Annotated in this window: 11 protein-coding genes; 5 read left to right on the top strand and 6 right to left on the bottom strand. The window is 43.4% G+C overall.

All coding sequences use genetic code 11. The features are described from left to right. Window positions 1-2: 2 nt before the first annotated feature. From QY309_08880 to QY309_08870, 3 genes are all read right to left on the bottom strand, one after another. Complete coding sequence (locus QY309_08880; GenBank protein WKZ61594.1) at window positions 3-3224, bottom strand: TonB-dependent receptor; 3222 nt, start codon at window positions 3222-3224, stop codon at window positions 3-5. Window positions 3225-3725: 501 nt separating this feature from the next. Further along, on the bottom strand, window positions 3726-4487 hold the full coding sequence (locus QY309_08875) for a hypothetical protein (GenBank protein WKZ61593.1): 762 nt from the start codon (window positions 4485-4487) through the stop codon (window positions 3726-3728). A 46-nt stretch (window positions 4488-4533) separates the two neighbouring features. Next, window positions 4534-5751 carry an acyl-CoA dehydrogenase family protein gene (locus tag QY309_08870; GenBank protein ID WKZ61592.1) on the bottom strand — a complete coding sequence of 406 codons (1218 nt, stop codon included), beginning with the start codon at window positions 5749-5751 and terminating at the stop codon, window positions 4534-4536. A gap of 56 nt (window positions 5752-5807) precedes the next feature. On the opposite strand from QY309_08870, the gene QY309_08865 reads away from it, so the two are divergent. The 4 genes from QY309_08865 to QY309_08850 are packed head-to-tail and all read left to right on the top strand — an operon-like array spanning window position 5808 to window position 10557. Beyond that, entirely contained in the window at window positions 5808-6752 is a 945-nt protein-coding gene (locus QY309_08865) for a tryptophan 2,3-dioxygenase family protein (GenBank protein ID WKZ61591.1), read from the top strand. Window positions 6753-6787: 35 nt separating this feature from the next. Beyond that, the gene (locus QY309_08860; GenBank protein WKZ61590.1) at window positions 6788-8575 is read left to right on the top strand and encodes a toxin-antitoxin system YwqK family antitoxin; all 1788 of its coding nucleotides are present in this window, start codon (window positions 6788-6790) and stop codon (window positions 8573-8575) included. Between the two features lie 39 nt (window positions 8576-8614). Next, a complete protein-coding gene (locus QY309_08855) occupies window positions 8615-10198 on the top strand; it encodes an FAD-dependent monooxygenase (protein ID WKZ61589.1) in 1584 nt (527 codons plus the stop codon). Beyond that, window positions 10195-10557 (top strand): CoA-binding protein, encoded by a 363-nt coding sequence (locus tag QY309_08850; protein ID WKZ61588.1) that lies wholly within the window; start codon window positions 10195-10197, stop codon window positions 10555-10557. The genes QY309_08855 and QY309_08850 overlap by 4 nt, the downstream gene beginning before the upstream one ends. Here the strand turns inward: QY309_08850 and QY309_08845 are convergent, their stop codons facing one another. Further along, entirely contained in the window at window positions 10558-11070 is a 513-nt protein-coding gene (locus QY309_08845; GenBank protein WKZ61587.1) for a hypothetical protein, read from the bottom strand. A 37-nt stretch (window positions 11071-11107) separates the two neighbouring features. Then, complete coding sequence (locus QY309_08840) at window positions 11108-11251, bottom strand: hypothetical protein (protein ID WKZ61586.1); 144 nt, start codon at window positions 11249-11251, stop codon at window positions 11108-11110. A gap of 136 nt (window positions 11252-11387) precedes the next feature. Between QY309_08840 and QY309_08835 the strand changes: the two genes are divergently transcribed. Next, window positions 11388-12341: a polyphosphate kinase 2 family protein gene (locus QY309_08835; protein ID WKZ61585.1), complete on the top strand. Its 954-nt coding sequence runs from the start codon at window positions 11388-11390 to the stop codon at window positions 12339-12341. On the opposite strand, the gene QY309_08830 is transcribed toward QY309_08835, so the two are convergent. Beyond that, window positions 12338-13744, bottom strand: coding sequence for a leucine-rich repeat domain-containing protein (locus tag QY309_08830; GenBank protein WKZ61584.1), 1407 nt, complete (start codon window positions 13742-13744; stop codon window positions 12338-12340). The two genes, QY309_08835 and QY309_08830, sit on opposite strands and share 4 nt — an antisense overlap. Window positions 13745-13882 lie beyond the last annotated feature (138 nt).

Raw genomic sequence — 13882 nt, 5'->3', positions numbered from 1 at the left:
TTTTAGAAATCAACATTAATACCGAATGTGTATACACGAGGTGCCGGATAACGTCCCATGTCAACGTTCTGCATCAATGCGCTTTGGTTGAACGCACCGATTTGAGGGTCAAGTCCCTTGTACTTGGTAATGGTAGCCAGGTTTTGAATGTTGGCGTAAACCTGCACGTTGGAAATTTTAACCTTTTTAAGAATCGCTTGCGGTAGGTTGTAGCTGAACCGTGTGTTCTGAAGTCTAACATAGGTGCCATCTTCAATCCACCGGCTTGACATGTAGTGATTGCGATTTTCTCCACCGTTATCAAATCGTGGCATATTTGTTTCTGGATTGACCAGCTCCACATCATCAATAACGTTTATATCAAGACCATCCGGTTTTAGTTGGGTTCGGGCCCTGTTGATTACACTCATAGATTGGTTATCAAAGTTTCCAATCATTTGCTCATTACGGGCGCGTGAGTAATTCAGAATGTCGCCACCAACAGATCCAATGATGAACAGATCCAAACTAAATGGACCATAGGTGAACGTGTTGTTGAAACCAAATGTGAAATCGGGGTTAGGATCGCCAATAACTGTTTGATCCTGACTATTGATTACGCCATCTCCGTTAATGTCTTTCCATTTAACATCGCCTAACCACAAACCTTGCGTTCTTTCTATCAGGTTAACACCATTTGGATTTTCAGCTGTGACTGAATTAGGTGCCTGAATTTGAACGGCATGGTTTAGAATTTCTTCTTTTGAAGTGAAGATGCCTTCCATCACAAAACCATAGAATTGACCAACCGGAAAACCAGCGCGTGTCATGGTTGCTGTTTCAAATCCGGTATACCAATACAGGTTTCTGAAAATGGTGGTGCCACCCATATCGGTAACGCGGTTTCGGTTAACGGATAGGTTTGCGTTGGACGTCCATTTAAATCTTCCTTTGTCGATGTTTACAGTTGTAAGTGTCAATTCAACTCCTTTGTTGGTCATACTGCCAACATTGGCCTGAGGACCTTGAACCTGATTTCCAAATGTTGCCGGCAGCGGCACTTGAAGTAGCAGGTTATCGGTTACTTTATTGTAGGCCTCAAACGTAAGTGTAGCCCGGCCACTCCACAATTCTGCATCCAATCCAATATTGGTCATGGCAGTAGCTTCCCATTGAACATCCGGGTTGGAGTAGGCATTGTTGCGTACGGAGGGTCCGAAAAAAGATTGCACCGTAGTGAGCATGGAACCAAAAGCATAGTTCTGGATTTCCTGATTACCTGTTTGTCCCCATCCCAATCTCAGTTTAACGTTACTGATTACATCATTTTGAGGGAAGAAGTTTTCGTTCGAAACACGCCATGCAAATGATACGGAAGGGAATACTCCCCATCGGTTATTCGCACCAAACCGGGAAGAACCATCTCTTCGTACAGTCGCGGTTAGCAGATAGCGATCATTGTAGTTGTAGTTGATTCGCCCAAATTGTGAGTAAAGGGAGTTCCATTCAATTTGCCCGGTAGGAGGGAAATTCTCGTTAACGTCTCCCTGACTAACCACCGGAAGGTCGTTCGGTACGTTAAATTTATAGATGATCATATTTTCCCAACGGCCTTTCTGGGCTTCTATACCCGCCATGGCTGTAATATCATGGCCACCAAATGATTTATTGTATGTAGCATAATTTTTCCACAGCCAGAAAAAGCTTTGATCCGAACGTTGCCCCAGTTGACTGATGGTATTTCTAACACGCCCCCATTCATACGTTGGCATGAAAGCTTTATTAAGTGTGGTGTTGTAATCAACACCAATCTCAGACCTGAAATTTAGCCCTTTAATAAATTCAACATCCACATACATGTTCGACATGAGTCTGTTGTTGAGTACAGTGTTGTTTCTCAATAGGGCAAGTGCTACTGGGTTGGCGCCAACCTGGGCTGAAAGTTCCTGTTGACTTGGGCCCGCAAAGCTTCCATCAAAGTTGCGTACAGGAATATGTGGACCCATTTGTGCAGCCTGCGAGATTACACCATCACCACCATCCTGAAGTGTTATCGTTTCGTTCTTCCTGGAAAGACCGATGCTCATTCCCATTTTTACTTTTTCCTTTACCCGGCTGTCGATATTGGCGCGCAGGTTAAACCGATCGAAGTTCGATCCGATGATGATACCATCCTGTTTGAAGTATCCTCCCGAAACCATGTATTGAGTATTTTCATTTCCGCCTGTTGCAGTAAGGGTGTGGCTTTGCATCGGGGCTACACGAAAAACAGCATCCTGCCAATCGGTGCCCGGACCTAACAGGCTCGGATCAGCAAAGTTCGGGTTAGCGGTAATGGTTGATACTTCCTGTGCAACTTCATTATTGTATTGTGCATAGGTGGGTAAATCCATCATGTCGAACACTTTATACACTTCCTGAAAGGCGTAGAAGCTGTTGAAATTGAGTTTTGCTTCTCCTTGTTTTCCCCGCTTTGTAGTAACAATGACAACACCATTTGCTGCACGTGATCCGTAGATCGCGGTAGCAGAAGCATCTTTAAGAATTTCTATACTCTCAATGTCGGTTGGGTTAATAGCCGCAAGCGGGTTACTGGCAGCTTGTTGTTGACCTCCTGCTCCGCCCTGCCAGTCGAAACCGGAAATTCCCTGCGCATTACCGCCAACCTGAATGCCGTCAATAATATAGAGTGGTTCGCTACTTTGTGTAAGGGAAGTTGTTCCCCTGATGCGAATGGACACTGCACCACCCGGCTGACCGGAGTTTTGTGTTACCTGAACACCGGCTGCACGGCCTTGCAAAGCCTGATCAATACTTGCGGTTACTGTGCCCCTTAGTGATTCTCCGGAAACAGAAGAAAGCGCTCCTGTTAAATCACTTTTTCTCTGGGTACCATAACCCACCACTACTACTTCCTGAAGAGCGGTTATGTCTTCCTGTAGGGTAATGTTAATGACCGATTGAGAGCCGACTCTTATTTCCTGCGAGGCATACCCAATAAAGGAGAATACCAGCACATCATCAGGGCCTGCTTCAATGCTGAATCTGCCGTTGGCATCTGTTGTAACACCAGTAAGCGATCCTTTAATTAGTACGTTTACTGCCGGCATTTCAACACCGGAAGGATCTTTCACAAGTCCGGTAACCACAGCTTTTTGTGCCATGGCGTGCGCCCCCGCAAATAGCAGGCACACCATCAGGCCGGCCATTCGCATGTTGTTTTTCAGTAAAAACAATTTTCTCATAAATGGTGGGTTTAGTGTTTAGGGTTAATAGAAGAAAATACGAAGCAGGATAAGGATTACGAGGAGCGCACAGAGGCCGATGCCTATTTCGAGTTGCTTGAGAAAGCGTTCGTTACGAAGCAATTTTCTGAGCCTGGTGCGCATGGTTTCGGTTTACCTAACCCTGATTTTTATTTTAATCCACAGAAAGTTGGGATACAATCAGGAAATAGAGCAGGGGCAGACAGCTCAAAATAGGAGGGCAAACGTTTTCGGGAGGATTAATTTGCAATCCGTTGCTGACGCGAACATTAGATCACTTGAATAAATTAGCAGATTTGAAACTAACAGATGTTAGAATTATGCAAAATGTAAGGGGAATTAGGTATTGTGTACCCGAAGTAGCATTAGATAGCGGGGCAGGTTTAGTTAGTGGCAGGGTTTCAAATAAGCATTGATCACCAAGTGAATCCGGTGCAGCAAGTGACGTTGAAATGGGTTTTGGATAAGTAATTCAACTGATTATAGCTCAAGAATATCAGTCTCTATTATATTACTATTGTTCAATGCCCTATCCTTGATCTGTATCGATATTTTAAGCTTTTTCCCTCCAAATAACGGTTTAAACCCGTTGCTTTGTATGGTATAGGTTATTTTACCCTCGAAATTGTTCTTGACTTGGATAGTAAATGGGCCCGATGAAATGGTTGAATTATTTTTGGCTTCACTCAAATCGGGGAATCTTCCATTTAATGTATGACAAATTAATTCCATCCAATCGAGTTCTATAAAGTCAATGCCATTGTCACTCCAAAAGAACTTCACTAAAATATTAAAATGATTTTCGTTTAGTTGATAGTAGAGGAACTTATTCTCATAGTAATACCAATACTTACAATCGTACTTATTAACGTATGGTATAGTGTCATATGGAGGATAATCTAAATCAGAATATTGAATAAGATCATCAATTGAGGCTTCTTTGAAAAAAAAATGATCAGAGGTAACAGGGCTACCATCGATTTTCCTGAAGAAATAAGCATGATGAAATGGATCACTCTGGTATTCAAGGGATTGATCAAGTCCTAGGTTTGAATCGCCATCTCGATAATAAAAAGTCAAAGCGATTTCATCCGGCTCTGTTACATCAGGTGTTTCTGTAAATTTTATAGACCTAAATTCCATGTAAGGCTCAATCGGATAGTTCGGAGTTTCATCTTCCGAACATTTAGATAATAGAAACGAAAGGCCAACAAACAGAAGGGGGACTAACTTTCTGATCATAAGCTAAATTGTATATAAATAAATCTTCGTTACCGCAGAATGCAATCTACACAAAAGCCTGAATTCCCGTAATCTCCTTGCCTAAAATCAACAGGTGTATGTCGTGTGTGCCCTCATAGGTAATTACCGATTCAAGATTGGCCATGTGGCGCATGATCGGGTATTCACCGGTAATGCCCATACCGCCATGTATTTGTCGTGCTTCGCGGGCAATCTCTAAGGCTACATGCACATTGTTACGTTTGGCCAGGGAAATTTGTGCTGTGGTTGCTTTACCCTCGTTCATTAATGTGCCTAATCGCCAGTTCAGGAGTTGTGCCTTCGTTATTTCCGTTAGCATTTCAGCTAATTTCTTTTGCACCAATTGAAATGAAGCAATGGGTTTTCCAAACTGAATGCGTTCTATGGCATAGCGTCTGGCTGAATCGTAGCAATCCATAGCCGCGCCAATTGCTCCCCATGCAATGCCATAGCGAGCAGAGTCCAGGCACATCATGGGTGCGCCTAATCCGCTTTTACCGGGCAACAGATTTTCTTTCGGAACTTTTACGTTATCAAAAACAAGCTCACCGGTTGCACTTGCTCGCAGCGACCACTTGCCATGGGTTTCAGGCGTTGAAAAACCTTCCATGCCGCGCTCCACAATCAATCCGTGAATTCTTCCTTCTTCATTCTTGGCCCACACCACAGCCACATCGGCTTTGGGTGAGTTGGATATCCACATCTTGGCGCCATTTAACAAGTAATGATCGCCCATGTCTTTAAAGTTGGTCACCATGCCCGATGGATTCGAGCCATGATCGGGTTCGGTTAGCCCGAAGCACCCCAACCATTCACCCGACCCAAGTTTTGGAAGATATTTTTTCCGTTGTGCCTCACTTCCGAATTTATAAATCGGGTACATCACCAACGAGCCCTGCACGGAAGCGGTTGAACGCATACCTGAATCACCGCGCTCAATCTCTTGCATAATTAACCCATAGGAGATATAATCCAGTCCGCCACCACCATATTCGGTTGGAATGGATGGTCCAAACGCACCGATATCACCAAATTTCTTAACGATTTCATAAGGAAAGTGCGCCCGCTGTGCCCAATCTTCAATGTATGGGCTTATTTCCTTCTTCACAAAATCCCGGATGGAACTGCGGATGAGTTTATGCTCTTCCGTAAGCAAACTGTCAATTGCATAGAAATCAGGGTGATCGAACAGGTCTTGTTTCATGGATTTAACAGCCTTTTGCTCCAGGGTATGCGATGCCATAAGATTTTGTTTAATTAGCGGGCAATTTACACAAAGCGTTTCTAATCCGTAACACCATGGACGACCAGAAAGTTAACCCCGAATTACTCACCCAGCTTAAAAAACTTCAGGAGAAATATGACGTAATGGGTCAGGACTTATCCTCCTACCTGGATGGCTTGCTGTACTCGGATTATTTAACGTATTGGGATTACATCCATTTGGATACGTTGTTAAGCCTGCAAAGTCCTAAAACCAGTTTTCCGGATGAGCACATCTTTATTATTTATCATCAGATCACGGAGCTTTATTTTCGGTTGGTGATTCTGGAGCTGGAACAAATCACTTCGAAGGAAAATCCGGATGAGAAATTTTTCATAGAGCGATTGGATCGCGTAAACCGGTATTTCAGTCACCTGGAAAATTCGTTCGACATTATGGTGAAGGGTATGGAGCGCGATCAGTTTTTGAAATTCCGGATGTCGCTACTTCCGGCCAGCGGATTTCAATCGGCACAGTATAGAGTTATTGAATTTTATGCCACGGATGTGATTAACCTGGTAGCTGAAAAAGATCGGCAGCACATTACCGATCCGAAAAATGTGGATCAGGTAGTAGACCATTTGTATTGGCGCAGCGGAGCTACCGAACTGGCCACTGGAAAGAAAACACTTACGTTACAACAATTTGAGAAAAAGTACCTCCATGAATTTCGCGAGTTAAGTCTGTCGTTGGCGAACCGGAATTTATATCGGCTTTATAAAAAGCATTTTGAGGGAAATCAGAATGTTATCGATCGACTAAGAGAATTTGATACACTGGCCAATGTGTTGTGGCCGTTGGCGCATATGAAATCGGCAGCCCATTACCTCGAAAAAGATCCTGAAGACATCAAGGCAACCGGTGGTACCAACTGGCAAAAGTACCTGCCCCCACGTTTTCAACGCATTATCTTTTTCCCGGAATTATGGACTGAACAAGAAAAGGCCGAGTGGGGGAAAGCTGCCTTCATCCGCAAATAGTTTCATATTTTGTATCTTGCGGTAATCTTCTGAACGTGAAAAGGTTATCTCTGATCGGCTTTGTACTTTTAACGGTTCAAACCTATGCACAGGTTTTTATCCGGCAAACCTATCACGATCGCGAAAAGCGTTACATCAAGGAAGTTTACCAGGTAAAAGATACTGTCCGCAACATTCTTCACGGCCGTTATGCTTCCTATTTTCTTAATGGCAACATTGAGTCGAAGGGATATTTCTCGAACAATGAAACAACCGGCATTTGGGAATTCTTCTATGAATCCGGGAACATGAAAATGCGTGGGGCTTTGCGGCAAAATTCAAACTACGGCTTGTGGGAATACTTCTACGAGAGCGGACAGAAAAGCATGGAGGGCACTGTAAACGGAAAAGCCCGCGAAGGGGAATGGAAAACGTTTTATGAAAATGGCCAGATCAAAGAGATCGGGGTATACACCAATAATAAACGAACCGGTTTATGGAAATCATTCTATGAAGATGGTGTTCGGAAAGGCGAAATCGATTATCAGGATGATTATGGTCGCTATACGGAATATTATCACTCGGGAAAGGTAGCTGCTGAAGGGCCTAAGTCCGGAATGCGCAACGTGGGGCATTGGCGTTTTTATGATGAAACTTCCGGTACGCTACACATTGAAGGCGATTATGAAAATGGAAAAAAGCATGGTGAATGGATAACCTACTATGCTTCAGGTAATGTGGCCGTTCGTGGTGCCTACCATCATGATCAACCGGTTGGTAAATGGGAATATTATTTTGAGGATGGAACGATCAGTTCAGCTGGTGAGTATTTGGGAGGTCAGAAAAACGGATACTGGAGTTCATTCTCTGCTGACGGAAAATTATTGAGTGAAATTACATACGATAAAGGCACTGGCGAATACCGCGAGTTCTACGCCAGTGGCAAGTTGAAGTCGAAAGGCTTGATGAAAGATGATAAGCGTGAAGGGAAGTGGGAGTATTTTTATGAGGATGGCAAGAAGGAAGGAGAGTGCGAGTTTCAAAATGATCGCGGCACCTATTTTGGCTATTACCCGGATGGCTCGCTACAAACCCGTGGTGAGATTGATGGCGATAAGAAGATTGGCACCTGGGAGTTGTATGAGCGAGACGGAACTTTGTCTGGCTATTACAGGCCGTACTACAACGAAAAGCCCAACCTGGCAAAAGAGATTACTGAATTGGCGGAACGAACTTCAACTGTAAAACGCGTTACCGGAAATAGTTTTGATTATTTCATGCCGCGTGCCAATGAATACAAGGGCGTAATCGTGGAAGGAAATCCGGTACTTATGTTTGCCGGTCGCTTTCCGATGGCGGTAGAATTTTATTCACAAGAACGACTTGGCCATTCCTTCGAATTTATTGGTATTCGTAATCCATTTTTTGAAGCTGATGATCAGGTAGCGCCCTATAAGCTTTTCGAGCGCGGCTATAGCATTTCCATCAAACAAAAATTCTACAACCCGATAAAAGCGGGCATGTGGTATTTTGGTCATCAACTCAGGTTTACGAACATGGGGCATTTTACCAATGTAGTGTTTAATGGTAATCCGGAAAGTATCATCACGTTCACGGCCCCCGACCAACGGATTGAATATGGTGTATTATTAGGTTACCGGATCATTCAACGAAACAATGCCAGCGGATTTACTATTGATTTGTATGGTGCCGCTGGAGTGGGATATAGAAACGTAGATGTAGATGAGGTAAGTGCATCGTATTTTCAAAATGTTGATCAGCAGAAATTCATTGCTACCTTTTCATTCGGGCTTAACGTAGGGAATGTATTTTCCTACCGGTAGCCGTATATTTGCAGTATTGAAGGTTAACTCCCTTCCTGTATGTCAGTAAAAGAGATCATTCTTTCGCCTGAAGAGGCATTTGATGAAAGTCGGTTCACGACTTCGATTTACCAGAAACTTGGTATTAAGCAAGATGGCGATCAGTGGGTTCGGCCCATCAAGCGTTCCATCGATGCCCGCGGCAAGAAAATAGTGGTGCGTGTTCAATGCGAAGTTTTTCCGGCTTCCGAAAAAAAACCGTTGATCACGTATTCCAGAAATTATCCTGATGTTAATCATAAGCCTGCAGTTATCATCGTGGGTTCCGGTCCAGCAGGTTTGTTTGCCGCATTACGGTTAATTGAATTCGGCATTAAGCCAATTATTCTCGAACGCGGTGCTGATGTGCGTGCGCGCAGGCGCGATCTGGCAGCTATTAATAAAGATCAAATAGTTAATCCTGATTCCAATTACTGCTTTGGCGAGGGCGGTGCCGGCACTTATTCGGATGGGAAGCTCTACACCCGTTCAAAAAAGCGGGGAGATGTTGCCCGTATTATGGAGATTCTTGTAGCACACGGAGCAAAAGAAGAAATTCTATTCGATGCACACCCGCATATCGGAACGAATAAGTTGCCAAAATTGATTGAAGAGATCAGAAAAAGCATTCTGGATGCCGGTGGCGAAATTCATTTTAACACACGTGTTGTCGATTTTATTTTAGATGACAATCATATTGCAGGAGTTAAAACGCTTTCAGGCGAAACATTTACAGGTGAAGCGGTAATATTAGCTACCGGTCATTCCGCTCGTGATATCTTCGAATTACTTCACGCTCGAAAAATTTTGATAGAACAGAAGCCTTTCGCGCTTGGTCTGCGGGTGGAGCATGCACAACAACTGATCGACCGGATCCAATACCATTGTCCCGTTGAGCGTGGACCTTATTTACCGGCATCATCGTATGCGTTGGTGCATCAGGCTCACGTTAACGGCCAGCAGCGCGGTGTGTTTTCTTTTTGCATGTGTCCCGGTGGATTTATTGTTCCCTCAGCAACTGCACCGGGTGAAGTGGTGGTGAATGGCATGAGCCCTTCGCGAAGAGATTCGCGTTTTGCTAATTCAGGTATTGTTGTTTCAGTCAGTGAAGCAGACTTTAAACCCTATACAAAATTTGGTCCGCTGGCAGGCGTGCATTTTCAAGCGGCCATAGAAAAGCAAGCGTGTGCCACGGCTGGTGGCTCACAAGTAGCTCCCGCACAACGATTGGCCGATTTTGTTGAGCGAAAGGTTTCTAATTCATTGCTGGATACTTCTTATCAGCCGGGCCTTGCATCGGTTGATCTTGCTGAAGTGTTGCCCGGGTTTATTGCAGAATCCTTACGTCAAGGCTTTAAAAACTTTGGGTCTAAAATGAAAGGCTACCTCACCAACGAGGCGCAAGTAGTGGGGGTGGAGAGCCGAACTTCATCGCCTGTTCGTATTCCGCGCGATAGGGAAACCTTGGAGCATCCACAGGTTAAGGGATTATTCCCCTGTGGAGAGGGAGCGGGCTATGCAGGTGGAATTGTTTCGGCTGCGATGGATGGTGAACGATGTGCTGAAGCTGTGTGTTTGAAGATTGGAGTTAATACTAAAGAATGAAGACGGTTATTATTGGGGCAACACCTAATCCATCACGCTATGCTTACCTCGCAGCCGAAATGCTAACGGAGTATGATCATGAATTTGTGCCTGTGGGAATAAAAAAGGGCGAACTTTTCGGAAAGGAGATTCTAGACATCCGGACAAAACCACCTGTTGCGGATGTGGATACAGTAACGATGTACATCGGTCCGCAGCACCAGCCTGAATGGTACGAATACATCATCGGGTTGAAACCTCGCAGAATCATTTTTAATCCGGGTACGGAGAATTATGAATTTGAAACGTTAGCCCGGGAAAATAAAATTGAACCTATCGAAGCGTGTACGTTGGTGATGCTCCGCACCGGGCAGTACTAATCAGCGCACGGGTTCATTTTCTTTCTGCACGGCAATCACCGAAACGCAAACAATCTTCCACTGTCCGTTAATTTTTTCCATCACGCGAACTTCCGCCTGCGGTGGGCGACCAATATTATCGGATACTTCCTGGGTAAAGCGGATGTAGGCAAAGTTGCCGGCTATCCGGATGTGATGCCAGGTGCGCGTAATTTTTGCTGTAGAAGGTTTTGAGGTCTTAAAGTAGTTGTTGAAACCTTTATAAATTTCATCCCATCCTGAAAAAGAATTGACATCCGTTGTATCGGCAAACGACCAGAAGGCATAGGGTTCATGTACCCACAAATCAGCCCACGTTTTTTGATCGATTTCAAAAAAAGCTTTTGTTTCTTGTTCAATTATTGCCTTGATCTTCGCCTCATCCTGTTGTTGGGTATCGGGAGCTTTTTCTTTTGATTTTTTTTGGCCGTAAACCGCAACACTGGTGAGCAAAAGAACGACCATGAGCAGGTAAAGGATATTCGTGGATTTCATATCACATGAATTAAAGATTGCGGTGGTGGTAAATAGTTTAGAAGGTTGTGGTGATTTCCTGCCTGAAATTTTGTATCCATTCAGCCAGATCAAGCATCACATTTCGTAAATAACTCGCTGCAACGAGGCTGGCCACAAGATAGAGAAACAGGAAATCCAGCTTTTTAAAGGCTAGTTTCATAGGTTCTGGGTTTAGGTGATTAAAAGTTACGGAAACTTGTGTTTAAAACCAATGAAAATCCTCGCTCGGATATGAGCGAAATCATGTTGAGGTTCTGCGAATAACTTTTATCTTCATAACCGTTAATGCTACACCTATGCTCTCCGATGAAAAATTAATTAATGCCAAGAAGCTTTATGCCAAACCAGGTAAAAAAGTAAAACTAGCGGACTTTGATACTGAATACAAAGGCAAACAACTGGTAAAGAAAGAAGCTGAGCGGTTACTTGAAGAGGGGCGTAAACACCTCGCTGAAATTCAGGATATGCTGTATGCGCATAATCAATACAGTATTCTCATTATTTTTCAGGCCATGGATGCAGCCGGCAAGGATGGTGCGGTAAAGCATATCATGTCGGGGTTTAATCCGCTTGGTGTTAAAGTGTATAGCTTCAAAGCGCCAACCTCACATGAACTCGATCACGATTTCTTTTGGCGCCACAACCTGGCCTTACCGGCACGAGGGGAGATCGCGATTCATAACCGTTCGCATTATGAGAATGTGTTGGTGACTAAAGTTCATCCAGAGTGGATTTTGAATGAAAACATACCGGGAATTGAAACGGTAAAGGATATCAACGATAAGTTTTGGGAAAATCGGTACAAGCAAATTGTTCGTTATGAAAAGAACCTTGCGGCAAACGGAACCATCATTCTGAAATTCTTTTTGCATGTATCCAAAAAGGAGCAGAAGAAGCGATTTCTTGAACGCATTGACGATCCATCGAAGAACTGGAAGTTTTCGTTGTCGGATTTAAAAGAGCGCGGCTTTTGGGATGATTACCAGCGGGCGTATGAGATGGCCATTTCAGAGACATCAAAAGAACATGCTCCGTGGTTTATTATACCAGCCGATGATAAGTGGTATGCACGATTGGCCATTGCAGCCATCATTTATCGGCAATTTAAAAAACTCAACATGAGTTACCCTCAGGTTACCGATGCACAAAAGGCAGAATTGCAAAAAGCACGATTACACCTGATGGCCGAGAATGGCTCTACGAAATCAACTAAAGCAAAAAGTAAAAAGGTAAAGAAAGCTGCATCCTAATTATCCCCGGGTGGGTCCACTTCATCCTCGAGGGTATTCAGGTGAACGACCGTTCCTTTCTTGCGCAGTACTTCAGCAATACGGATGATGTCGTCATCTTTTTCCCATGCATTTCCCGTGAGTGCAAAAATCTGCAGTTTATCAAATGTGCTAAGTTCTTCTGGTATGCCATAGAGATTGGTGCGGGAAATGTCCAGATTCTCCAGGTTCTTCAAGGATAGAATTTCGTAAGGAAAGGTTGTTAATGAGTTATTGTTTACGCGAAGTACTTTCAGTTGACTCAGATTTGAAAGACTTTTGGGAAGGTAGTTGAGTTTGTTATGCGATAAGTATAGCTCCTGAAGGTTGGATAGTTGTCCGATGCTTTCCGTTAATGCGGTTAGTTCATTATTGGAAAGATATAAGATCTCCAGCTTTTTTAGTTTGCTCAGATCGATTGAAACGGCAGTCAACTGATTGAAGTACAAATCAATTTGCCGCAGGTTTTCAAGTTCTTCAATGCCTTTGCTTAGTTCTTTGAGCTTACAATTGTAAAAAGCCAGTTCCTCCAGTTTTTTCAGTTGACCGATGGCCGGATCAATATGACTTACTTGATTATTACTCAGAACTAATTTCTTAAGCGAAGGAAAGTGAGCAATTTCTGCCGGAACATGCGTAACCTTATTTCCTATTAGGTTTAATTCTTCTAGTGAACTACTGCGTATCTTTTTCAAATCATTCAGAGTTAACTGGTTTCCTATCAGATTGAGTTTAACCAATTTCTTGTTTTGTGTGATCGCTGGAAATTGATTGAATCCTATATTTCCAGACAGATCAAGTTCACGAAGTGAAGTAAAAGCTTTGTACTTCTTAGGTAGCCTTGCTGCTTCCGTTCCGCGAATGAGCACCTCTTCGATTGTCTTATTTTTTGCAAGACGCAATCGCGCTTTTGGAGTGTGGTTGTATACATAAATGCTTTTCAGTTCTGGGAGATTGCCCAGCTTTTTGGGAAGCTTTTTAACACGGGTATTCACCAGTTCAAGTTCTTTCAGGTTGGCACACTCAAAAATTATTTTCGGTAATTTTTTAAGCGAATTATTGGAGAAGCTTAGTTGTGTTACTTGTTTGGGATCTACCTTACCGTTCAATACATCCTGGTAATCTGTAAATTCATCATTTGGCTTGTAAATCACTTTGTAGCCAATAATCTTCGCTCTCAGGGTGTTGGAAATAGTTAGCAGACTATCAAACTTTTTGCGGTTCTCCATTGAGTTTGGATTTTGCTGTACAAGTTCCCGTATTGCAATTTGAACCTGAGAATATTGTGTTGAATCTGTTTTGTCTTTGAAAACAGGAGCGGAAATCTGGGCCTCAGCGACCAAAACAGTAATGAAAAGAAGGGCTATGACAAGTCTGTTTTTCATGCGAACAGGGGTTCAAAATCAACGTAATGCCCAAGGTCTTTTTTAGTCACCGGACAATCGAAAATAAAGTTAACTTTTTGCCTTTTAAATGCCTCATTTTCTTACGAAATCCCCTCGGAAAACCTTAATTTTGAAGGT

Source organism: Cyclobacteriaceae bacterium, assembly GCA_030584025.1.
In the GTDB taxonomy this organism is placed as follows: Bacteria; Bacteroidota; Bacteroidia; order Cytophagales; family Cyclobacteriaceae; genus UBA2336.
This window is presented reverse-complemented; position numbering and strand designations above follow the sequence as displayed.

Bases quoted from the DNA above. Each gene is read 5' to 3' on its own strand.
- QY309_08840 (WKZ61586.1), bottom strand. From the start codon at position 11,251: ATGAAACTAGCCTTTAAAAAGCTGGATTTCCTGTTTCTCTATCTTGTG.
- QY309_08855 (WKZ61589.1), top strand. From the start codon at position 8,615: ATGTCAGTAAAAGAGATCATTCTTTCGCCTGAAGAGGCATTTGATGAA.
- QY309_08845 (WKZ61587.1), bottom strand. From the start codon at position 11,070: ATGAAATCCACGAATATCCTTTACCTGCTCATGGTCGTTCTTTTGCTC.
- QY309_08870 (WKZ61592.1), bottom strand. From the start codon at position 5,751: ATGGCATCGCATACCCTGGAGCAAAAGGCTGTTAAATCCATGAAACAA.
- QY309_08835 (WKZ61585.1), top strand. From the start codon at position 11,388: ATGCTCTCCGATGAAAAATTAATTAATGCCAAGAAGCTTTATGCCAAA.
- QY309_08830 (WKZ61584.1), bottom strand. From the start codon at position 13,744: ATGAAAAACAGACTTGTCATAGCCCTTCTTTTCATTACTGTTTTGGTC.
- QY309_08850 (WKZ61588.1), top strand. From the start codon at position 10,195: ATGAAGACGGTTATTATTGGGGCAACACCTAATCCATCACGCTATGCT.
- QY309_08875 (WKZ61593.1), bottom strand. From the start codon at position 4,487: ATGATCAGAAAGTTAGTCCCCCTTCTGTTTGTTGGCCTTTCGTTTCTA.
- QY309_08880 (WKZ61594.1), bottom strand. From the start codon at position 3,224: ATGAGAAAATTGTTTTTACTGAAAAACAACATGCGAATGGCCGGCCTG.
- QY309_08865 (WKZ61591.1), top strand. From the start codon at position 5,808: ATGGACGACCAGAAAGTTAACCCCGAATTACTCACCCAGCTTAAAAAA.